The organism is Aestuariimicrobium sp. p3-SID1156 (assembly GCF_025144225.1).
GTDB lineage: Bacteria > Actinomycetota > Actinomycetes > Propionibacteriales > Propionibacteriaceae > Aestuariimicrobium.
Map to the genome: position 1 here is coordinate 20,363 of NZ_JALXXB010000008.1, position 22,226 is coordinate 42,588.

General features: G+C 67.9%; 20 protein-coding genes. 16 read left to right on the plus strand and 4 right to left on the minus strand.

Going from position 1 to position 22,226, the window contains the following annotated elements:
- Positions 1–12: 12 nt before the first annotated feature.
- Complete coding sequence (pepN, locus tag M3G03_RS09490; RefSeq protein ID WP_259809460.1) at positions 13–2,589, plus strand: aminopeptidase N; 2,577 nt, start codon at positions 13–15, stop codon at positions 2,587–2,589.
- Between the two features lie 71 nt (positions 2,590–2,660).
- Here the strand turns inward: pepN and M3G03_RS09495 are convergent, their stop codons facing one another.
- Positions 2,661–2,936: a hypothetical protein gene (locus M3G03_RS09495; protein ID WP_259809461.1), complete on the minus strand. Its 276-nt coding sequence runs from the start codon at positions 2,934–2,936 to the stop codon at positions 2,661–2,663.
- Between the two features lie 73 nt (positions 2,937–3,009).
- Here M3G03_RS09495 and pyrB point away from each other — a divergent pair, with 73 nt between their 5' ends.
- From pyrB to M3G03_RS09520, 5 genes are all read left to right on the plus strand, one after another.
- Positions 3,010–4,053: an aspartate carbamoyltransferase gene (gene pyrB / locus M3G03_RS09500; protein ID WP_259809462.1), complete on the plus strand. Its 1,044-nt coding sequence runs from the start codon at positions 3,010–3,012 to the stop codon at positions 4,051–4,053.
- 1 nt (position 4,054) lies between these two features.
- The gene (locus M3G03_RS09505; RefSeq protein ID WP_259809463.1) at positions 4,055–4,822 is read left to right on the plus strand and encodes a GntR family transcriptional regulator; all 768 of its coding nucleotides are present in this window, start codon (positions 4,055–4,057) and stop codon (positions 4,820–4,822) included.
- A gap of 71 nt (positions 4,823–4,893) precedes the next feature.
- Positions 4,894–5,565: a deoxyribose-phosphate aldolase gene (gene deoC / locus M3G03_RS09510; RefSeq protein ID WP_259809464.1), complete on the plus strand. Its 672-nt coding sequence runs from the start codon at positions 4,894–4,896 to the stop codon at positions 5,563–5,565.
- Positions 5,566–5,616: 51 nt separating this feature from the next.
- Positions 5,617–7,116 carry a xylulokinase gene (gene xylB / locus M3G03_RS09515; RefSeq protein WP_259809465.1) on the plus strand — a complete coding sequence of 500 codons (1,500 nt, stop codon included), beginning with the start codon at positions 5,617–5,619 and terminating at the stop codon, positions 7,114–7,116.
- 85 nt (positions 7,117–7,201) lie between these two features.
- Positions 7,202–8,464, plus strand: coding sequence for a dihydroorotase (locus M3G03_RS09520; RefSeq protein WP_259809466.1), 1,263 nt, complete (start codon positions 7,202–7,204; stop codon positions 8,462–8,464).
- Here the strand turns inward: M3G03_RS09520 and M3G03_RS09525 are convergent.
- Positions 8,454–10,319 carry an alpha-amylase family protein gene (locus M3G03_RS09525; protein WP_259809467.1) on the minus strand — a complete coding sequence of 622 codons (1,866 nt, stop codon included), beginning with the start codon at positions 10,317–10,319 and terminating at the stop codon, positions 8,454–8,456. The two genes, M3G03_RS09520 and M3G03_RS09525, sit on opposite strands and share 11 nt — an antisense overlap.
- Positions 10,320–10,536: 217 nt before the next feature.
- Between M3G03_RS09525 and gndA the strand changes: the two genes are divergently transcribed.
- Both gndA and M3G03_RS09535 read left to right on the plus strand, forming a co-directional pair.
- The gene (gene gndA, locus M3G03_RS09530) at positions 10,537–12,042 is read left to right on the plus strand and encodes an NADP-dependent phosphogluconate dehydrogenase (RefSeq protein WP_396121940.1); all 1,506 of its coding nucleotides are present in this window, start codon (positions 10,537–10,539) and stop codon (positions 12,040–12,042) included.
- A 115-nt stretch (positions 12,043–12,157) separates the two neighbouring features.
- Positions 12,158–13,861, plus strand: coding sequence for a glycoside hydrolase family 13 protein (locus M3G03_RS09535; RefSeq protein ID WP_259809469.1), 1,704 nt, complete (start codon positions 12,158–12,160; stop codon positions 13,859–13,861).
- 20 nt (positions 13,862–13,881) lie between these two features.
- Here the strand turns inward: M3G03_RS09535 and M3G03_RS09540 are convergent, their stop codons facing one another.
- A complete protein-coding gene (locus M3G03_RS09540) occupies positions 13,882–14,766 on the minus strand; it encodes a thioesterase family protein (RefSeq protein ID WP_259809470.1) in 885 nt (294 codons plus the stop codon).
- A 70-nt stretch (positions 14,767–14,836) separates the two neighbouring features.
- Here M3G03_RS09540 and M3G03_RS09545 point away from each other — a divergent pair, with 70 nt between their 5' ends.
- From M3G03_RS09545 to M3G03_RS09575, 7 genes are all read left to right on the plus strand, one after another.
- Positions 14,837–15,394 carry a MarR family winged helix-turn-helix transcriptional regulator gene (locus M3G03_RS09545; RefSeq protein ID WP_259809471.1) on the plus strand — a complete coding sequence of 186 codons (558 nt, stop codon included), beginning with the start codon at positions 14,837–14,839 and terminating at the stop codon, positions 15,392–15,394.
- Between the two features lie 25 nt (positions 15,395–15,419).
- A complete protein-coding gene (locus M3G03_RS09550) occupies positions 15,420–16,394 on the plus strand; it encodes a hypothetical protein (protein ID WP_259809472.1) in 975 nt (324 codons plus the stop codon).
- A gap of 101 nt (positions 16,395–16,495) precedes the next feature.
- Positions 16,496–19,270: an FAD-binding and (Fe-S)-binding domain-containing protein gene (locus tag M3G03_RS09555; protein ID WP_259809535.1), complete on the plus strand. Its 2,775-nt coding sequence runs from the start codon at positions 16,496–16,498 to the stop codon at positions 19,268–19,270.
- The gene (locus tag M3G03_RS09560; RefSeq protein WP_259809473.1) at positions 19,267–19,455 is read left to right on the plus strand and encodes a hypothetical protein; all 189 of its coding nucleotides are present in this window, start codon (positions 19,267–19,269) and stop codon (positions 19,453–19,455) included. Before M3G03_RS09555 ends, M3G03_RS09560 begins: the two co-directional genes overlap by 4 nt.
- The gene (locus tag M3G03_RS09565) at positions 19,452–19,784 is read left to right on the plus strand and encodes a putative quinol monooxygenase (RefSeq protein WP_259809474.1); all 333 of its coding nucleotides are present in this window, start codon (positions 19,452–19,454) and stop codon (positions 19,782–19,784) included. Before M3G03_RS09560 ends, M3G03_RS09565 begins: the two co-directional genes overlap by 4 nt.
- Positions 19,785–19,940: 156 nt before the next feature.
- Positions 19,941–20,876 carry a glycosyltransferase family 2 protein gene (locus tag M3G03_RS09570; RefSeq protein WP_259809475.1) on the plus strand — a complete coding sequence of 312 codons (936 nt, stop codon included), beginning with the start codon at positions 19,941–19,943 and terminating at the stop codon, positions 20,874–20,876.
- Positions 20,798–21,151 (plus strand): hypothetical protein, encoded by a 354-nt coding sequence (locus M3G03_RS09575; protein ID WP_259809476.1) that lies wholly within the window; start codon positions 20,798–20,800, stop codon positions 21,149–21,151. Before M3G03_RS09570 ends, M3G03_RS09575 begins: the two co-directional genes overlap by 79 nt.
- 18 nt (positions 21,152–21,169) lie before the next feature.
- Here the strand turns inward: M3G03_RS09575 and M3G03_RS09580 are convergent, their stop codons facing one another.
- Positions 21,170–21,859, minus strand: a complete 690-nt coding sequence (locus M3G03_RS09580) for a Crp/Fnr family transcriptional regulator (protein ID WP_259809477.1) — start codon at positions 21,857–21,859, stop codon at positions 21,170–21,172.
- Positions 21,860–21,985: 126 nt separating this feature from the next.
- On the opposite strand from M3G03_RS09580, the gene M3G03_RS09585 reads away from it, so the two are divergent.
- Positions 21,986–22,216, plus strand: coding sequence for a heavy-metal-associated domain-containing protein (locus M3G03_RS09585; protein WP_259809478.1), 231 nt, complete (start codon positions 21,986–21,988; stop codon positions 22,214–22,216).
- Positions 22,217–22,226: the final 10 nt, after the last annotated feature.

Genomic DNA, 22,226 nt, shown 5'->3' on the forward strand with positions numbered 1-22,226 from the left:
GAAAGGACCTTGATGACCAACATCACCCGCAGTCAGGCACAGGAGCGCTCGCAGATCGTTCACACCCACAGCTACGAGGTCACCGTTGACCTTTCGGGACGCGACCTGGTCGACTCCGACACCTTCCTGTCCACCACGACGCTGCGCTTCAACACCGACGGACGCCCCACCCATGTGGACCTCATCGCCGACTCGGTGGTCGAGGCAACCCTGGACGGGCAGCCGCTGGATGCGTCCACCTTCACCGGGGCGACCCTGCCCCTCGAGGCTTCCGCCGGCGCCCACGAGCTCACTGTCACCGCGATCTGCCGCTACTCCCACACCGGTGAGGGTCTGCACCGCTTCGTCGACCCGGCTGATGACAGGGTCTACCTCTACACCCAGTTCGAGACCGCTGATGCCCGGCGCATGTTCACCTGCTTCGAGCAGCCCGACCTGAAGGCGACCTTCCAGCTCACCGTGATCGCCCCGAAGCACTGGGTGGTCATCTCCAACGCCCCGGCGGTGCAGCCGACCGAGGTCGAGTCCGCTGAGGACATGGGCCAGTGGACCTTCGAGCCCACTCCCCCGATCTCGACCTACATCACTGCCCTGGTGGCCGGTGACTATCACGTCGTGCCCCACACCTACACCTCGGTGGCCGGTGAGATCCCCGGCTCGGTGCTCTGCCGCCAGAGCGTCAGGGAGCATCTGGACACCGAGCGCATCACCACCACGACCCAGCGTGGGTTCGACGTCTTCGAGAAGGATTTCGGCGTCCCCTACCCCTTCGGCACCTATGACCAGGCCTTCGTGCCCGAGTTCAACGCCGGGGCGATGGAGAATGCCGGCTGCGTGACCATCCGCGACGAGTACCTGTTCCGCTCCCGGGTGACCTCGGCCGCCTACGAGGGCCGCGACAACACGATCCTCCACGAGCTCGCGCACATGTGGTTCGGCGACCTGGTCACGATGACCTGGTGGGACGACCTGTGGCTGAACGAGTCCTTCGCCGAATGGGCCTCCCACTACGCCCAGAGTCGCATGGTGGAGCAGTACGGCGGCATCGATCCCTGGGTCAGCTTCGCCAATGCCCGCAAGGGTTGGGCCTACATGCAGGACCAGCTGCCCACCACCCACCCGATCGCGGCCGACATGGTCGACCTGCGCGCAGTGGAGCAGAACTTCGACGGCATCACCTACGCCAAGGGCGCCTCCACCCTGAAGCAGCTGGTCAGCTTCGTCGGTCAGGACACCTTCCTGGAGGGCGTGCGCGCCTACTTCCGCGACCATGCCTGGGGCAACACCCAGCTCTCCGACCTGCTCGGTGCCCTCGAGGACGCCTCCGGCAAGGACCTGTCCTGGTTCTCCGGCCAGTGGCTCGAAAAGGCGGGGGTCAACACCCTGCGCGCCGACTTCGACCTGGACGCGGAGGGCCGCTTCACCCGCTTCGACCTGGTGCAGACCGCGAACCCGCAGTGGCCGACCCTGCGCCGCCACAAGCTCGCGATTGGCCTCTACGACACCCAGGGCGAGGCCTTGAAGCGCCGCGACTCCCTCGAGGTCGAGATCGACGGGGAGCGCACCCCGATCGCCTCGCTCGTCGGCCAGCCCGCCGCCGACCTGGTCCTGCTCAACGACCAGGACCTGAGCTACGCCAAGGTACGCCTCGACGAGCGCTCCCTCGCCACCGCCATCCACCACATCGACACCCTGGAGGACCCGCTGGCCCGCGCCCTGCTCTGGGGTGCCACCTGGGACATGTGTCGGGATGCGGAGATGTCCGGCTCGGACTACGTCGATCTCGTCACGCGAGGCGTGGGGTCCGAGACCGACCTGACTGCGGTCCAGACCCTGTGTCGTCAGGCGACCCTCGCAGCGACGGGGTACACCGCCCGCGACCGGCGTCCCGAGGTCAGGGCACGACTGGTGGCGGGACTGGCCCAGCTGCTCAAGGACGCCGAACCGGGCTCGGACCACCAGCTCGCGTTCGCGAATGCCCTGGTCGGCGCCGTGTCGACCACCGAAGGGGCCGACCTGCTCAAGGCCTGGCTGGACGGCGAGGAGGTGCCCGAGGGGTTGCAGGTCGACACCGACATGCGCTGGAGGATCCTGACGGCGCTTGCTCGTCTGGGAGCAGCCGACCGTCAGGCCGTGGATGCCGAACTACAGCGCGACAACACCATCTCCGGTGCCGAGTCGGCCGCTGGCGTCCTCAGCGCGATGAAGGACCCACAGACCAAGGCCGAGGCGTGGGCCCGGGCCACCGCCGAGCAGGGCATCCCCAATGGGACGCACCATGCGGTGTGCGTGCAGTTCAACCAATTCGACCAGGACGACCTCCTGGAGCCCTACCAGGACAAGTACCTCGAGCTGGCCGAGGCCATCAGCCAGGACCGCGACGGCTGGCCCCAGCGTGGACATGCGGCGGTGAATGCCGTGCTCACCTTCCTGTTTCCGGCCGACGCCCCCCAGGCCTTCGTGGACCAGGTGGACGCCTGGATGGAGCGCACCAACCCCTCGGACCAGGTGCGCCGGACGGTGACCGAGCGCCGCGATGCGCTGGCTCGAGCCCTGCGTTGCCAGCAGGCAGGCGCCGCCACGAAGTGAGCAGAACACCACAGTGCCCCGCCAGCCAGGCTGGCGGGGCACTGTCGTGGGGTGGTTCAGGGACTTCTCGGTCAGGATTCGATCGAGCGGCGAGCGGCGTGCGCGCCGCCGGCGCCAACCGGAGTGGCGTCGTCGTCGACGGTGCCCCGGGGGCTGGCGCCCAGACCGGCGGCCGTGGCCGCCTTGCGCTCCGCGCCCATCAGCTTGGGCGCCCACGTGATGGCCGTGATCACGAGGCCGACCAGCAGCGGTCCGAAGAGGCACAGCAGCAGCAGGTGCATCGTGGACACAGGGGTGGGCTCCGGCCAGCCGGGCAGAACCTCGAGAGTGGTGAGCCATGCGTTCATGGCGCTCAGACTAGCTGATTCATCCAGTGGTGCTAGTTTCAGACCAGATCCGCCCCCTCGCCAGGAGTCCCGCGTGCCCCACGACCACTCGCACCTGCCCGCCTTCGGCCCCGGACGCCACCTGCTGAGCGTGCAGCAGTTCGACCGGAGCTCACTGGACCAGCTGTTCTCGCTGGCCGACCTGGTCACCCCGATCGCAGAGCGGCAGAGCGTGTGCACGGTGCTGGACGGCGCGGTGCTGGGCAGTCTCTTCTTCGAGCCCTCGACGCGGACCAGGCTGAGCTTCGAGTCGGCCTTCCTGCGGCTGGGTGGTGAGGTGACCACGACCACCGGGTTCACCTTCTCCTCCATGGCGAAGGGAGAGTCGATCGAGGACACCTCGCGGGTGGTCTCGGGCTATTCGGACGTGCTGGTCGTGCGCCACCCGGACGAGGGCTCGGTGGCGCAGTTCGCCTCGGCGTCCACCGTGCCCGTGCTCAATGCCGGCGATGGCGCCGGAGAGCACCCCTCCCAGGCCCTGCTGGACGTCTACACCCTGACCCGCGAGCTGGGGGCGCGCGGCGAGGTGATCGACCAGAGCACCATCGCCGTCGTCGGCGACCTGCGCTATGGACGCACGGTGCACTCGCTGATGAAACTGCTCGCGCTCGCCGAGGGCCTGAGCTTCCAGCTGTTCTCCCCCGACGGCCTGGAACTGCCCGACGAGATCGCCGACTTCGTCCGTGCGCGGGGCCATCGCGTCCGCTTCTGTGATTCGGTGGTGGAGGCGGTCACCGGCGCCGAGGTCGTCTACGCCACCCGGGTGCAGCGCGAGCGGATGACCGAGGAGGCGCACGCCGGGGTGCGCGGAAGCTTGCTGAACCGGGCGATGCTGGAGGAGGCGGGCAATACCGGGATCATCATCATGCACCCGCTACCGCGGGACTCCCGCCACGACTCCTATGACCTGTCCGGCGATGTCGATGACCTGCCGGGGCTGGCGATCTTCCACCAGACCGACAACGGGTTGAAGGTGCGAATGGCGCTGTTCCTCACCGCGTTGGGCTGCTCGGCGGATTCGGTGCGGGCGACGTTGAAGCAGCGTCCCTGGAGCGCCCGCCTGGACTGGGACGCCTGAGGTGCCACGAGAGTTGGCCGGCGAGGCGAATGCGCCCCTCTACCGCCGGGTCCAGCGCTCACTGCTCGACGAGGTACGCGTCCGCCAGATGCAGCCGGGGGCACGACTGTGGTCGGAGAACGAGATCTGTGAGGAGTTCGGCGTCGCCAGATCAGTGGCGCGACAGGCACTGGCCGGGCTTGAGGCCCAGGGTATCGTCGAGCGTGTTCGCGGCAGTGGCACCTTTCTCGCCAGTGCCACCCCGCGAGATGGTCTGCTCTCCTCCGTGAGGGGCTTGCACGCCGATGCCGCCGTCCGCGGCCAGGAAGTGACCTCGCGCGTGCTGTCGCATGCTGCCGTCCCGGCCCCCGAGTGGGTTGCCCACCAGCTGGAGCTCGACCGGGGGACGCCCTGCGTCCGTCTGCGGCGCATTCGTCTCATCGATGGCGCACCCTGGACTTACGTCGAGTCATGGGTCCCTGCCCCCCTGGTCCCCGGCATCCTCCGCCATGACCTCTCGCGAGGTTCTCTCTATGCGCTCCTGGCCGACGAGTATGGTCTCATGGTCACCAGCGCTTCACGCAGCGTGGAGGCAGACCGCGCCGACGCGGAGTTGGCACGTCACCTCGAGGTTACCGTCGGCGATCCGCTCCTCGTCCTGCGATCGGTGGGGCGAGATCCCTCGGCTCGCCCTGTGGACGTGTTCACCGCGTGGCATCGGGCCGACCGCTCCCGCTTCGTTGTGGAGATCAAGCACCCCCATTCGGGTGGCCACGTGGAACCGGTCTGACCCCCTCTTCCCAGGAGAACATCTATGGCGTAAGTTGTACGTACAAATAGTTGTACGTACAAGGAGCACCCATGGATCTCACACCCACCACCTTGGCAGGCATGATCGACCACACGCTGCTCAAGCCCGATGCCACCCTGGAACAGTTCGACAGGCTGTGCCAGGAGGCCAAGAGCTACGGCTTTGCCACGGTCGCCATCAACCCCTACCCTGTCGCCCACTGCGCCCGAGCCCTGGATGGGAGCGGAGTCAAGGTCGGGGCAGCGATCTCGTTCCCTTTGGGCCAGACAACAATTGAGGACAAGGTGACCGAGACCCGTCAGGCGATTTCATGCGGAGCCGGAGAGATCGACTACGTCGTGAACATCACCGCGCTGAAGGCCGGCCATGACGACTACGTGCGCCAGGAGATGCAGCGCATTCTTGAGCTCTGCCGGGAGCATTCCGTCACCTGCAAGGTGATCTTCGAGAACTGCTACCTCACCGACGACGAGAAGCGCCGACTCGCAGAGATTGCTGTCGAGGTCCGCCCTGACTTCATCAAAACCTCCACCGGTTTCGGCCCGTCCGGGGCCACCCTCGCCGACGTCGAATTGATGCGCAACGTCGTCGGAGACTCCGTCCAGATCAAGGCTGCCGGAGGCATCCGCACCCTCGACGACGTCAGGGCCTATCTCGATCTCGGTGTCACGAGAATCGGAACCTCCGCCGGCATCAGGCTCGTGGAACAGCTGCGCGCCTGACCAATACCTCTCCGACCAATCATCGAGCCCATCCAGACAAAGGAGTTTGACATGCTCATCGCCCACGACTTGGGAACCACCGGCAACAAGGCCACTCTCGTAGATAACGACGGCCGCATGCTCGCGTCGAAAACCATCAACTACGGAGCCGACTGGGGCACCGACGGACGCGCCGAGCAGAACCCGAAGGACTGGTGGGATGCGGTCTGTCAGGCGACCCGCGCCTTGCTCCAGGAGACGAACACTGCGGCCAGCGACGTCGAAGGCGTGTCCTTCTCGGGGCAGATGATGGGCGCAGTTCCCCTGGACGAGAAGGGGGACCCGGCACGCCCTGCCATTATCTGGGCAGACACCCGATCCACCAAGGAGTGCGACCAGCTGGTCGAGCGCTATGGCATGGAGCAGTGCTACCAGGTCACCGGCCATCGACTGAATCCCACGTACTCGCTCACCAAACTGATGATGCTACGCAACCGAGAGCCGGAGAACTTCTCCCGCATGAAGCGCTTCTGCCTTGCCAAGGACTACGTGGTCCTCAAGCTCACCGGCGAGCTGGCGACTGACCCCTCCGACGCCTCCTCCACGAATGCCTTCGACCAGAACACGGGCGACTGGGCCTGGGACATCATCGATGCAGCCGAACTCGACCACTCGCTGTTCCCGCAGGTGGTCGACTCCACTGCAGTCGTGGGGAAGGTGACTGCGCAAGCCGCGCGTGAGACCGGTCTGGTCGAGGGCACCCCCGTTGTGATGGGTGGCGGCGATGGCCCCATGGCAGCCCTCGGAGCTGGTGTGATTGATGCGACCTCAGGCGCCTACTGCTACCTCGGGTCCTCGTCCTGGGTGTCCCTGTCGAGCAACCGCCCGCTGCTGGATCCGAAGATGCGCTCCATGACCTTCAACCATGTCGTGCCCAGTCAATTCGTCCCCACCGCCACCATGCAGGCTGGCGGCGCGTCTGCGTCCTGGGGCATGGAAGTCCTGTCCGGCGGTTCCAGCTACGAGGACTTCTTCGAGCAGGCCGCAGCCGTGGAGGCGGCCACCAAGGGCCTGTTCTTCCTGCCGTACCTGATCGGGGAACGCTCGCCGCACTGGAATCCGTTGGCCCGAGGCGTCTTCGCCGGACTGCACATGGACCACAAACAGGCCCATATGATGCGGGCAGTCCTGGAGGGCGTGGCGTTCAACCTCAACACCGGGCTAGGTGCCTTCTACGACGCCGGAGTTACGGTCGAGCACATCGACCTGATCGGCGGGCTCGCCAAGTCGCCAGTGATGCAGCGAATCCTTGCCGACGTCTGGAACGTTCCCATCTCTCCGCGCAACATCATCGACGAGGCGAATGCCATCGGCGCCGCTGTGGTCGCAGGGGTGGGTGTCGGTGTCTTCGAGGACTTCTCGATCGCCCAGCGGATGTCGAGCCGCGACGCCGACGTCCTTCCGGATGCAGCGGCCCACGAAGCCTACGGCAAACCGTACGCACTGTTCTTGGACGTCTACGAGCGGATGGAGAACTGGTTCGCAGAGGCCCACGACCTCGCCGGTTCCTGAGCTCCCTCCCGTGGCCCCCGGTCGCCGTGATCGGGGGTGACGGGCCTGACCTAGGATGATCGGGACCCCAACGACGAGGACGAGCATGAGCACCACCTGGACGATCATCGGCGCCACCCTGCCCGACGGCAGCACCACCGACCTGCACATCAGCAATGGCGTGTTCGTCGAGGAGGCACCCACCGGCGCCGAGCGCATCGACGCCCGAGGCCTGCGGGCCCAGCCCGGACTGGTCGACCTGCACACCCACCTGCGCGAACCGGGAGGTGAGGAGGCCGAGACCATCACCACCGGCACGGCAGCCGCCGCCCGCGGCGGGTTCACCGCCACCTTCGCCATGGCCAACACCAACCCCGCCACCGACACCCCCGAGCGCGCCGAGCAGGTCCGTCGGCTGGCCGCCGGGGCCAGCACCGAGGTGGTCCCGATCGGCTCGGTCACCAAGGGACTGGCCGGTGAGGAACTCTCCGACATTGCCGGCATGAACTCAAGGGCCGGGGTGACCGTGTTCAGCGATGACGGCTTCTCGGTGCCCAGCGCCGGACTGGTGCGGGCTGCGATGGAGCAGCTGCTGCCCTTCGACGGCGTGCTGGCCGAGCACTGCCAGGACCAGACCCTGGCTGGCTCCTCGGCCTGCTGCCACGAGGGCCCGGTCAGCGAGGAGCTCGGCCACGTCGGCTGGCCCACCATCGCGGAGTCAGTCGTCATCGCCCGCGACGTCCAGATCGCCCAGTACCTCGGGGCCCGACTTCACATCTGCCATGTCTCCACTGCCGAGGGGGTTGAGGTGCTGCGCTGGGCCAAGGCGCGCGGGGTCCGGGTCACCGCCGAGGTCATGCCCCACCACCTGTTGCTCACCGTCGACGAGCTGCGCACCGGCGACACCACCTACAGGGTCAACCCCCCGCTGCGCTCCCCCGAGGACGTCGAGGCGGTGCGCCAGGCACTGGCCGAGGGCATCATCGAAATCGTCGCCACCGACCATGCCCCACACCGCAAGCAGGACAAGGACAAGCCATTCCCCGAAGCCAAGCCTGGAATGGTGGCCATTGAGCATGTGCTGTCGGTGGTCATCGAGACCATGATCAACCAAGGACGCCTGAGCTGGTCAGGGCTCGCCGACCGCATGAGCCACCGGCCCGCGCAGATCGGTCGCCTCGCCCACCAGGGGCGTCCGGTGGCGGTGGGCGAGCCGGCCAACCTGGTGCTGGTCGACCCCGCTGCCCGCAGTCTGGTCGACCGCGAGCAGGCGCTGTCCAAGGGGCGCAACAACCCCTACCACGGCCGCAACCTGCCCGACCCGGTGGTCGCGACCTTCTGGCGGGGCCGGCAGACCTTCAGCCGTTGAGCACCAGCAGGTCGTAGGGGTTGAGCCAGAGCCCCTCGCCCACCTCGACCTCGCGCCCGGTGAGCAGGTCGGTCTCGGTGGCCGCCCGAGCCGAGAACACGTCGCTCGCGATGTGCTGCGCACGGGGCGCGAAGTTCGCCAGCACCAACAGCGGGCCGCGGGTGAAGCCCAGCACATGGTCGTTGTGCGCGTCGAAGGTGCCGAGTTCGTTGCCGCCCAGTTCGGCGTGTTCATGGCGCAGGTCGATCAGTGAGGTGATCGCCTGGAAGACCTGCCCGGCCTCGCTGGTCGGGTAGCCGGCCTCGAGGTAGCGATCCGCGGGACGCCGTGGGCGATGCACCCAGCGGGTGTCGTGCGCGACGGCCGGATCGCTGGGGTCGTTGAGCTGGCCCACCTCATCACCCAGGTAGACCAGCGGGATACCACCGGTGAGCATGGCGATGCCATAGGCCAGCCGGATGCGTGCCAGGGCATGCTCGTCACCCTGCTCGAGACCTAGCAGTGAGGCGGTGGTGCCCGAGATGCGGCAGTCGCCGGTGCGCGGGTTCTCCTGGAAGGGCACTCCCCTGGCCCACGAGCCCTCGTGGCGTCCGGTGTACCAGCGATTCAGGAAGCGGCGATGGTCGTAACCATTGATGCCCAGCTCGGCGGCGTCCTCGTCGGCGAAGGTCCAGCCGATGTCGTCGTGACTGCGGACGTAGTCGACCCAGTTCGTCCCGGCCGGGAGCGCGTGGCGACGTTCGAGGGCCTGGGCGAGCAGGGTCGGGCGGGTGGTGGCCAGGCCCTCCCAGGTGAGCGCCATCTGGAGCGGGTTGTAGCCGAGCTGGCATTCCTCCGGGGAGATGTAGCTGACCACCTCGTCGGGGTGCACGATCGCCTCGGACTTGAACACCACCGCCGGCGCGGCGATGCGGCAGATCGCGTTGAAGGCGCGCAGCAGCCGATGGACCTGGGGCAGGGACTCACACGGCGTGCCGAGCTGCTTCCAGATGAACGCGACGGCGTCCATGCGCATGACCTCGACGCCCATGGCGGCGATCGCCAGCATCTCGCGGGCCATCGCGCGGAAGACCTCGGGGTTCTCGTAGCGCAGGTCCCACTGGTAGTCGTGGAAGGTGGCCCAGATCCAGCGACCATCGGGCTCGCCGGAGGCGTCCTTGAGCGGGACGAAAGCTCCCGGGTGGTTGTCGGGGAAGATCTCGCGCACGGTGGCCTCGTAGGCGTCGGGCATGGTGCGGTCGGGGAAGATCCAGTAGTACTGGTCGTAGGGCGAGATGCCGCGGACGGCCTGCTGGGCCCAGGGGTGGTTGTTGGCGGTGTGGTTGAAGACCAGGTCCAGGCACAGGCTGATGCCGGCTTCTCGAAGGTCGGCAGCCAGCGCGGTGAGATCGTCGGTCGTCCCCAGGTCAGGGCGGACGTCGCGATAGGAGGAAATGGCGTACCCTCCGTCGTTCTCGGGCTCGGGCACGGCGAACAGCGGCATCAGGTGCAGATAGGTGATGCCGAGGTCCTTCAGGTAGCCGATCTGCTCCCGGACCCCCTGCAGGTCACCGGCCCACCGGTCCACGTAGGCCATCGCGCCGACCATGTCGTGGGACAGGAACCAGTCGGGCTGCGCTTCTCGCTGGCTGTCAAGTTCCTTGAGGGCCTGGGGACGCTCCGCCCAGCAGGTGGCCAGGTCTTCTGCGAGGGCACGCAGTTGGAGCAGGGAATCGGGGCGGTCGCCGTAGACGGTGAGGAACTCCTCCGCCAAACGCGGGAAATGCTCGTCGAAACGCCTGGTGAAGTCGGGACCGGGATCGCGTCCGGCCACGATGTCGGCGCGGATGAGTTCGACGATGGGTGCGACGGACATGGAACCTCCCCGGAGCAGCCCGCTGGTGGGCCGTTTCCCCGTTGAGGCTACCGCCCATCCCGTCTTTGCCGCCTGGGGTGGGCGGGTGGGCGCGGATTCTTGGGACGGCGCACGGTGAACGGGTCTGACGCGGTTGGATGGAGGCGAGACCGACGAGTGGGAGAGATCCATGAACGACCAGAACAGCCAGCGTCCCCCTCGCGAGGAGGAGCAGAAGATGGCTCCTCCGCTGGACCCGGCGGAGACCCCCGGCGAGGACGCAACTGCCGAAGGTGGCGGGCAGGGCCCTGAGCTTGCCCAGATCGGCGTGGTGGGCATGGCGGTGATGGGCTCCAACCTGGCCCGCAACTTCGCCAACCACGGCTACCGCACCGCCATCTACAACCGGACCTGGGCCCGCGCCAAGGGCGTCCAGGAGGCTTTCCCGGAGGCCAACTTCGTGGCCTCGGAAAAGGTGGAGGACTTCGTGGCCTCGCTGGAGAAGCCGCGCCGCATCATCATGATGGTGAAGGCCGGCGCCGGCACCGATGCCACCATCGAGACGCTGACCCCCCTGCTGGAACCCGGCGACATCCTCATCGACGGGGGCAACGCCTTCTTCCAGGACACCCGCCGCCGCGAGGCGGCACTGCGCGAGCACGACATCCACTTCGTGGGGTGTGGCATCTCGGGCGGTGAGACCGGAGCGCTGGAAGGCCCTTCGATCATGCCCGGTGGCTCGGAGCACTCCTATGAGTATGTGGGGAAGATGCTGGAGGACATCTCCGCCCATGTCGAGGGCGAACCCTGCTGCACCTACATCGGCACAGATGGCGCGGGCCACTTCGTGAAGATGGTCCACAATGGCATCGAGTACGCCGACATGCAGTTCATCGGCGAGGCCTACGAGCTGCTGAAGGGTGTCGGGCTCAGCGCAGCAGAGGCCGCTGACGTGTTCGCGCAGTGGAACACCGGGGACCTGGACTCCTTCCTGATCGAGATCACCTCCGAGGTGCTGCGCCAGGTGGACGCCCGCACCGGCCAGCCGCTCGTGGACGTGATCAAGGACGCTGCGGGGATGAAGGGCACCGGCACCTGGACCGTGCAGGAGGCCCTGACCCTCGGCGTGCCGGTGTCCACCATCGGCGAGGCGGTCTTCTCGCGCGCCGTGTCCTCGAGCCCGGAGCTGCGCGAGGCGGGGCAGAAGACCCTCGAGGGACCGGATCGCAGCGTCCAGGTGGACGACCGTGACCGGTTCGTCGACGACATTCGCCAGGCGCTGTGGTGCGCGAAGGTCGTCGCGTATGCCCAGGGCCTGCACGAGATCAAGGTCGCCGGGGAGCAGTACGGCTGGGACATCGACGTGGCCGCCGTCGCCAGGATCTGGCGCGACGGATGCATCATCCGCGCCAAGCTGCTCGATCGCATCAGCAACGAGTACGCCGCCAACAACCTGGTCACCCTGCTGGAGGCGCCCACGATTCGTGATGGCCTGGCCAAGTCCCAGGGCAGCTGGCGACGCGTGGTTGCACGGGCGAGCGAGGCCGGAGTCCCGATCCCCGGGTTCGCGTCCGCTCTGTCCTACTACGACATGGTGCGCGCCCCCCGCCTCAACGCTGCTCTCACCCAGGGTCTGCGCGACTTCTTCGGCGCCCACACCTACCAGCGGGTTGATGCGGAGGGCACCTTCCACACCCTGTGGTCGGGCGACCGTACCGAGGTCGAGGCCGAGGACACCCACTGACAGCTGGCCCTCCCGCTCATGGCGGGCGGGTCGAGCACACCGGTCATGGCGCGGGTAGTGTCGAACGAAGATAGTTCCTCAGCGCAACAAACATCCCCCACCTCGAAGGGACAGCATGCTCCACCCACGCCTGACCGACCAGAACTGGTGGCGCTCGGCCGTCGTCTACCAGATCTACCCGCGCAGCTTCGCCGACTCCAACAACGACGGCACCGGCGACGTCCGGGGCATGACCGACCACCTGGACTACCTCGAGAAGCTGGGCGTCGACGCGGTCTGGGTCTCCCCCTGGTACCCCTCCCCGCTGCACGACGGCGGCTACGACGTGGCCGACTACAAGGACATCAACCCCGACTTCGGCACCCTGGCGGACGCCGATGAGTTCATCGCGCAGGCCCATGCGCGTGGGTTGCGGGTGCTGATCGACCTGGTCCCCAACCACTGCTCCAGCGACCACCCGCTGTGGCAGGCTGCCCTGGCCGCAGGGCCCGGGTCGCCCGAACGCGAGATGTTCATCTTCCGTGACGGCGCCGGCGAGAACGGCGAACTTCCGCCCAACAACTGGGGCGCCCACTTCGGCGGCCCCGCCTGGCATCGGGTCACCGAAGCCGACGGGACGCCCGGACAGTGGTACTGCCACTTGTTCGCCCCCGAGCAGCCGGATTGGAACTGGGAGAACCCCAGGGTCGCCGACATGTTCGACGACATCCTGCGGTTCTGGTTCGACCGAGGTGTCGACGGCTTCCGCATCGACGTGGCCGACGCCATGTTCAAGCACCAGGAGTTCCCTGACGCGCGGGTCGACCCCGCCACCGGGCTGGGCACGGTGTCGAAGTACGAGGGCTCCCCGATCTGGGACATGCCCGCCATGGAGGGCCTGCAGCGCCGCTGGCGAACGGTGGCCGACGAATACGCCGACAGCGACCTCGGCCCGCGCGTCTTCGTCTCCGAGGCCTACCTGCCGGGCAACCGCCGCATCAAGTACCTCGCCGAGGGCCGGCTGCACACCTCCTTCAACTTCGAGCTGCTCGAGAGCGAATGGTCGGCCGCCAGCATGCGCGTGGTCATCGACCAGAGCCTGGCCGAGCACGCCACCGTCGGTGCCCCCACCACCTGGGTGCTCAACAACCACGACAACATCCGCACCGTCAGCCGCTTCGGCAAGGACCCCTCCGGGCTCGATTTCACCAGGGGCCGGGACCGCTTCGATCCCCACCTGGGCGAGCGCCTCGCCCGGGCCACCACTGACGTGGAACTGGGACGCCGCCGCTCCCGCGCGGCCGCGATGCTGATGCTCGCGCTGCCCGGTGGCGCCTACGTCTACCAGGGTGAGGAATTGGGTCTGGAAGAGGTTGAGGACCTGCCCGAGGAGTCCCTGCAGGACCCGATCTGGTTGCGCAGCAACCACACCATTCGTGGACGTGACGGCTGCCGCGTCCCCATGCCCTGGTCCGGGACCCAACCTCCCTTCGGGTTTGGTCAGGACGCCGAGCCGTGGCTGCCGATGCCGGCCCACTGGAGCGAGCTGAGCGTCGAGGCCCAGGGGGAGGACCCCGGCTCGGTGCTGGAGCTCTACCGGACGCTGCTCGACGAGCGGCGCCGCAACGTCGCCCTCGGTGAGGGCCCGATGGAATGGGACGAATCCCCCGAGCAGGTGCTCTCCTTCACCCGCGGCGACCTGTTCCGGTGCGTGGTGAACTACGGCCCCGAGCCTGTGCCGGTGGCCGATGAGGTCATCGTCGCCAGCGCCGACCTGCTGGTGGAGGAGGATCAGGTGCTGCTCCCCCAGGACGCCGCGGTCTGGCTGCAGCTGGACTGAGCGCCCGGTCGCCCTCGGGCTCAGCTCTCGGCGGGAAGCAGGTAGTCGCCCAGCGACGACCTCACAGCGTCCGGGATGAGGATCGGATGGCCCTGCTCGTCCACGCGCACCAGGGCCATCCGGGAGCGCGCGATCAGCGTGCCCGAATCGGGTTCGACGAGTTCGGAGGCGACGGCCAGCGAGGTGCGTCCCAGATGCGTGACCGCCGTGGTGACCCGGTAGGGGTCGCGGCGGAAACGCATCTGGTTGACGTACTCGACCTCCTGCTGGGCGATGACCCAGGGCAGGGCGTCCGGGTCAGCGGCAGCCGCAAGCACGATCCGCGCCTCCTGGAAGTAGTCCAGCATCCGCACATTGTTGACGTGGTGCTGGGCGTCGATGTCGGACCACCGGGTAAGGACGGGCAGCTCCAGCCCACGCCCCTGCAGTGAGGGGCGCGGCAACTCCCGGAAGGGCCGCTCCACCGTCCAGGTGAACCTGTCGAAGTGGGCCGCCTCCTCCGGGGTGATCCGACGCAGCCGCTGGGCCGCGATGTCGTAGGGCACCAGCGTCGAGGCCGCGATGGCGCAGAGCTGCTCGTCGTGGGTGACCAGATAACCCACCCGGAACCTGGCTGCGCCACGATCCAGCATCACCACGTGCACCTGCACCGGCTCGCTCGACCAGCGCATCGGCTCTCGATAGGCGATGGTGTGGCCCACTGCCAGGACACCCTGCTCCAGCATCTGGGTGATCCCGCCATCCAGCAGGAAATCGACGCGCGCATCCTGCAGGTAGTCGAAGTAGGTGGAGTTGTTGACCTGCCCCAGCGCATCGAGGTCGCTCCACCGAATCGGGATCTCTGTGGTGAACACCTCACCCTCCCGCTCGACCCTGAGCCCCGCCCGTTCGAACCAGTGCTGCATGCTTCTCCTCCGACCTCGACTTAGGGCACCCTTTGACAGAATGCCTTCGGGCGCAGGATAATCTTGTCCCATGCTGGCCGATGAGACCTCACCAGACGCCCGCAGCGGGGTGAAGGCGGCCGAGGAACCGACCCGCGGCTGGTTGACCGGCGAACAGGAGCGTGTGTGGCGCAGCTGGTTGGCTGGTGTCGCACGCATCGACGCCCACCTCTCCCAGTCACTCCGCTCCACCGGACTTGACCTGTCCGAGTACGAGATCCTGGTCCGGCTCTCCGAAGCGCCCGATCGTGAGATGCGGATGTCCGAGCTGGCCGATGAGGTGGACCAGTCCCGTTCCCGACTCACCCACACCATCACCCGGATGGAGAAGTCCGGCCTGGTGGTGCGCCGTCGCTGCAAGGGTGATGGCCGAGGCGTCTGGGCCCACTTGACCGACGAGGGGTATGCGCTGCTCCTCGCTGCTGCCCCCGGCCACGTGGACGCGGTCCGCGAGTGCTTCGTCGATGTTGCCGACCCGGCTGACTTCGAGGCGCTGGGGCGGGTCATGGACGCCGTGCTGATGGCCCACGCCGACCGCCAGGCGCGAACCGGCCGCCAGGCGCAGGCCGCCGCCGATTCGATCGCATGAGCCGGCCCCGATAACATGGTGCGACGTGAATCGTCGCCATCTCGTAGCCGCCAGCCTCCTGTCCACCTCCCTCGCGTTCTCCCTCGGAGCCTGCGCCGGTGAGTCCACGCCCGCGTCCTCGGGCTCCAGCACGGGCGGGTCGGCATCGCAGTCCTCCGCCCTGGACTACACGACCCAGATCCAGCAGATCGCGGAGGCGTCCGGGGAGAAGGCCTTCGCCGAGATCGACGCGGTCGGGCCCATGATCACCCTCACCTACCTCGAGGGGCGCACCATCATGAATGGCGCCGGACGAGCGAAGGGCGAGTTCGCCTACCGCTCCTACGACGACTTCCAGGACCACCGCAAGTTCCTGCCCCTGGACAAGCTGCCCGTCGCCGAGTTCGGCAAGGCGCTCAACGAGCAGCAGGCCAGCTGCGGCAAGGCCCAGGCCACCGGACGCCTGACCGTCACCTCCACCGGGGCCTTCCTGCAGCGCCTGGGTTGCGAGGCCACCACCACCCGCCTGGACGTGAAGCAGACCACCTTGGCCGGCAAGCCCGTCCAGGAACTGTCCAGCCTGGTCAGCGCTGCATCGGTGGACACCATTCTGGCTGAGGCGAAGACCATGCACGGTGCCGCGATCGCCTCCCTGGAGCTCCAGCCCAAGCCAGCCACCGAGGGTGAGCAGCCGCTGGCCATCGTCACTGCCCCCGCCAAGCCTGCGGTGAACCCAACCCAGCAATGCGCACAGACCTCCACCCGCTGGATCAAGCCGGGCGCAGCAGGCCTGGTGCTCGACTACGCCGACTGCGCCATGACCCCTCCCCCGGCCGGACGCCAGCTCACCCTGGCCACGCTGAAGGGAGAGACCATCGTGAAGGGCATCGAGCAGGTCGCCAGCAAGCTGGGCGTGAAGCCGGACGCCCTCGACCGCATCCTGGTCACCCCCTCGGCCAACCCCAAGGCCATCACTGTGCAGGCGTTCGCCGGCGACAAGCAGGCCAGCACCACCCTCTGAGTCCGTGAGAGACTGCCCGGGTGAGTGATGTGAGGGTTCCCGCGCCGACTGCTGCACTGTTCGAGCGGTTCGGGGTGGACGCCAGCAGCCTCACCCGGGGCATGTTCTCCAGCGACGCGTCGATCTACCGCGTGGTCCCCGAGGGCGTCACCTTCCCCCGCACCCGCGAGGAGCTCGTGGAGATCTCGCGTGCCGCCCTGGCCGCCGGCGTCCCCATCACCCTGCGCGGGGCAGGAACCTCGTGCGCGGGCAATGCGATCGGGCCGGGGCTGGTGATTGACGTCTCGCGCCACCTCAACCGCGTCCTCGAGGTTGACCCCGTCGCCCGGACGGCCACCGTCGAACCCGGCGTGGTGCAGGAAGTGCTGCAGCGTCACACCGCCCCCCATGGATTGCGCTTCGGACCCGACCCCTCGAGCTCCTCGCGCTGCACCATCGGCGGAATGATCGCCAACAACGCCTGCGGCCCCCGCGCGCTGGGCTACGGACGTACCAGCGACAACATCGTCGAACTGGAGGTCCTGACCGGTACCGGGGACCTGGTGATCCTGCGCTCGCCATCTGCTGCCGCAGAGGCAGCACATCGCGAGCGGGCAGAATGCCCCCACAGCCTGCGCCCCCTCGAGGGCCTGGTGGCGGCCAATCTCGGCCTCATCCGCACGGAACTGGGCACCTTCAGCCGTCTTGGCTCCGGCTATGCGCTGGACTGGCTGCTGCCGGAGAAGAAGTTCGACCTGGCTCGTTTCATGGCCGGTACCGAGGGGACGCTCGGCATCATCACCCGCGCCACCGTACGACTGGTCGCGGATGCTCCGGTGAAACAGATGGTGGCACTGGGGTACCCGACCATGGCCGAGGCCGCCGATGACATGGCGCGGTTGACGGCCTTCGGCCCGGTCGCGGCCGAGGGGATGGACCGGCGCATCGTCGACGTCGTGGCCCGCAAGTTCGGCCCCGCTGCCGTCCCCGACCTACCCGCCGGCGACGGCTGGGTCTTCGTCGAGCTCGTCGGTGAGGACGCTGACGAGGTCCGCGCCCGGGCCGAGGGCATGAAACTCGCCTCCGCCGCCCTGGAAGCCTGGTTGGTCGACGATCCCGCCGTCGTGAAGGCGCTGTGGAAGATCCGCTCGGACGGCGCGGGCCTGGCCGGCGTCAGCCTCGAGCGCCCCGCCTACCCGGGGTGGGAGGACGCCTCGGTGCCGGTGGCCAAGCTCGGCACCTACCTGCGCGAATTCGACGCCATCATGGCCCGCCACGGCTTGGAGGGGCTGCCCTACGGCCACTTCGGTGACGGCTGCGTCCACTGCCGCATCGACTTCCCCCTCGACGAATCAGACGGCCCGGAGCGCTACCGGGCCTTCGTGGAGGAGGTGGCTGACCTGGTCGCCTCCCTGGGCGGGTCCATGTCGGGTGAGCACGGTGACGGACGTGCCCGCTCGGCGCTGCTGCCGCGACTCTTCTCCCCCGAGGCCATCGACCTCTTCGGCCAGGTCAAGCAGGTCTTCGACCCCCAGAACCTGCTCAACCCCGGCGTGTTGGTCGATCCCCGCCCGGTCGAGGCCGACATCCGCGTCGCTGCCACCGTCACCTCACCACTGCGGCTCAACGACCCCCACTTCGTCGAGGCGGTGCACCAGTGCTCCGGGGTCGGCAAATGCCTCGCCGACGGGATGGCCGGCGGCCAGGTGATGTGCCCCAGCTTCCAGGCCACCCGGGAGGAGAAGGACTCCACCCGCGGTCGCGCTCGCGTCCTGCAGGAGATGGTCAACGGCTCCCTGATCAGCGAGGGCTGGCGCTCCCCCGAGGTGCACGAGGCCCTCGACCTGTGCCTGTCCTGCAAGGGTTGCGCTCGCGACTGCCCCACCGGTATCGACATGGCCGCCTACAAGTCACGTGTCCTGCACGAGACCTATCAGGGACGACTGCGTCCCCGCTCCCACTACGCCCTGGGCTGGCTGCCACGCTGGGGGCGCCTGGTGGGGCGCGTCCCCGGCCTGGGCGGGGTGGTCAACGCCACACTGCGGGTCCCGGGGCTCTCGCGGGCGGCCACGTGGATGGCCGGCGTCGACCGACGTCGACCGCTGCCGCGATTCCGCCGCGGGCGTTCGGCCCGTCGCGGTTTCGCCCGCCACACGTCACCCCGGGGCAGGCCGGTGGTGATCTGGGTGGACTCCTTCGACGATGCCTTCGCCGGTTCGCAACTGGCCAGTCTGGTGCGGGTGCTCGAGCGTGCCGGGTGGGCGCCCCGGGTGCTGCAACAGGACGCCTGCTGCGGGCTGACCTGGATCACCACCGGCCAGCTCGACGGTGCCAGGGTGCAGCTTCGGAAGGCCCTCGACGTGCTCGCGCCCATCGCCGAGTCCGGAACCCCCATCGTGGGCATGGAGCCCTCCTGCCTGGCGGTGTGGCGTTCCGATGCCGGCGAGCTGCTCGAGGACGATCCCCGCGTCCCCGTGGTCGCGGCAGCGATCAGGACCCTCGCCGAGCTCCTGGCGTCCGACCCCGACTGGAAGGCACCGGACCTGAGCGGACACACGATCGTGGCCCAGCCCCACTGCCACCACGCCGCGATCCTGGGCTGGCAGGCCGACGCGACACTGCTGGCAGCGACTGGAGCCGAGGTGGTGACCCTGGGTGGTTGCTGCGGTCTGGCAGGAAACTTCGGTGTCGAGATCGGCCACTACGAAACCTCCGTGGCGGTCGCGGAACACACCCTGCTCCCCGCGCTCCGAGAGCATCCCGAGGCGGTCGTGCTGGCAGACGGCTTCAGCTGCCGCAAGCAGGTCTCCGACCTCGAGGGCCGCGACGCAATGTCCCTGGCGCAACTGCTCGCCACCCACCTGTCGCCCGATCCCGGAGAAGGAGTGCGCCGATGAGCCCCACCGTGACGGCCGTCCTGATCGTGGTGGCCACCGCCCCTGCGCTCGGCCTGGTCTGGCTCGTGGCCGTCCTCGCCAAGCGACAGGCGGAGCAGAACCAGCGTGAACTCGAGGCAGACAAGGCTGCCGGACTGCTGGATCCTCAGCCGAGCGATGAGGACCATGACAGGCTGGGCCCATGATCACCATCACCGTCAAATGGGACGTCAAGCCCGAGTATGCCGACCAGTTCATGGACCTCACCCGTGAGTTCACCGAAGCCTGCCGCGCCGAACCCGGCTGTTTGTGGTTCGACTGGTCGCGCAGCGTTGACAACCCCAACGAGTACATCCTCATCGAGGCCTACAAGGACGGCGAGGCGGGCAAGGCGCACGTGGAGTCCGCCCACTTCACGAAGGCGATGAAGGAACAGGGCCAGTACGTCAACACCCGCCCCAAGGTCATCAGCTACGAGATTCCCCAGGACGACTGGTCCGACCTGGGCGAGCTCGAGATGCCCGACGAGGGCTGATCCACCCCCGGGCCGCAGACCGCCGAAACATGTGGGATTTACCTCACTTGCTGGGGCAATCGTCCCACAATCTCAGCTCCAGGTTCATCTTCCGTTTTCCCTCCAGTCAACAACCGGAGTTAATCTCCGGTTGACGACCGATGCCCCGCCCGCTCAGTGGCGGATCGTGCTTGGCCTCCTCTTCCTTCCCGGTTTGGTGAAATACGGCATCCAGATTCTGGTGGCACCCTTCTTCCCGGCTGTGATGGCCACCCGCCGGCGGCAGCGTCAGCGCGCCCTCGCCCGAGCGTCGCGTCGCGGCGTCCTCGACGCTGCATCCTCGACTCGCGCTACCCCGATTTCGAGGTGGTCGTCATCAATGACGGCTCCACCGACCGCACCGACGAGGTGATGCGCGCGCTGGTCGCCGAGCACCAGGCCTCGGGGCACCCTGCGCGTCTCGTGTACGAACGCAAGCCCAACGGCGGCAAGGCGTCCGCCATGAACCGGGCGCTCGAGCTCGCCAGCGGTGAGCTGGTCATCACCACCGACGCCGACAGCGTCATGGCCCCCGATGCGCTCACCCACTTCGCCCGCCAGTTCGAGGACCCCACGGTCATGTCGGTCTCTGGCAACGTCAAGATCGGCAACGCCGTGGGCATCATCGGGCTGGTCCAGCAGCTGGAGTACATGTACGGCTTCTGGTTCAAGAAGGCCGATGCCCTGATGGGGTCGATGTACATCGTGGGGGGCGCCGCAGCCGCCTACCGGCGCCGCGTCTTCGACACCCTGCCCCGCACGAAGGACCGCACCGTCTTCGATGAGCGCAACATCACCGAGGACATCGAAATGTCCACGCGCATCCAGGACGCCGGTCACCGGATCTCCTATGCCCCCGACGCGGTCATCCACACCGAGGGACCCACCGAGTGGAAGGCCTTCGCCCGGCAGCGGCTGCGCTGGAAGTACGGCCGCTTCCTGACCTTCCTGCAGTACCGGCACCTCTTCTTCAGCACCCGCAGGCCACAGAAGGCATGGCTGACCATGCTCGTCCTGCCGGTGGCCCTCCTCTGGAGTTCCTCCTGCTCCTGGAACCGCTGGCGATCAGCCTGATGTGGGGGTACGCGCTGGTCACCCACGACCTGCTGCCGGGAGTCGTCTACGTCATGTTGACCACTCTGCTGGTGGTCTTCCAAGTGCTGACCGACTGCCGTCGACGTGAGAACGCCAACCTGCTGCTGGTGGCCCCCTTCGCGTGGGTGCTGTTCTACCTGGTGGACGCCGTGGAGTTCACTGCCCTGGTGCGCAGCCTCAAGCGCCTCGCCACCGGCCGTGGGGTCACCTGGCAGCGCTGGCAGCGCAAGGGCGTGTTCGCCCAGACCACCTGACCGGCTCCCCCGGTCCCCTCAGACGGGCCCGGCGGAACCTGCGCGTGCTTCCAGCGCGTCGAGGTCACGCAGGCCGATGCGGGCTCGATCGATCGTCACCAGCCCGTCGCGCTCAAGCTTCGCGAGTGCCCTGCTGAGCGATTCCGGGGTCGTGCCCAGGTAGGACGCCACATCGCGCTTGCTCATCGGCAACTCCACGGCCAGATCCTCGCTGCCACCGCCGGCGGGAAGGGTGAGCAGGTAGTCAGCCACTCGCGCGCCGACATCGCTGGTCGTCATGGCGGTCAGCCGGTGCTCGGCGTCGGACAGGCGACGGCTCAGTTCCTGCAGCATCGCGAACGCGATCCCCGGGTGCCGAGCCGTGAGACCGACCATGTCCCGATGGTCGAAGACACAGGCCCGGAGCGGAGAGGTCGCCGTGATCGTGTGATCAGGTGCAGTTCCGTTGAGGAAGGCATGCTCCCCCACCACCTGGCCCGGCTCCAACGAGCGCACCAGGCGTTCCTGGCCATCGGCCCGGAGGCGCGTCATCTTGGCCGTGCCCCGGTGGATGATGAACAGCTGGGCGACCGCGTCCCCCTGTCGGTAGAGGGTCTTACCGCGATCCAGCTCGCGGGGGCGCGCGAAGGACGCGACCTGGTCCTGCGCCGCGTCACCCAGCCGCCCGAAAATCGGCACCTGCGCCACGCATCGATCAACTCCAGTCATGGCCCCATTGTGCCGCTGCACCCCTGGTCGAGCCCTTGATGCACGTCAAGGCGCCACCGCACGCGAATTCCTACCGTGGTCCACATCGGAGGCAACCAGGCCCCGAACCCACGAAAGGAAAGACCGATGAACACCACGACCACCACCCACACCACCCTTCGCGCCCAGGGGTTCTCCTGCCCCTCCTGCGTCTCGAAGATCGAGAAGGCCCTGATGCGCATCGAGGGTGTGCAGAAGGCCGAAGTGAAGTTCGCCAGCGCACGCATCGAGGTCGACCACGACGATCGTGTGAGCGTCCAGGCCCTGGTCGAGGCCGTCCGCAGGGTCGGCTACGAGTCCACGCCGGCTGCGTTCTGAGGCTGTCAGC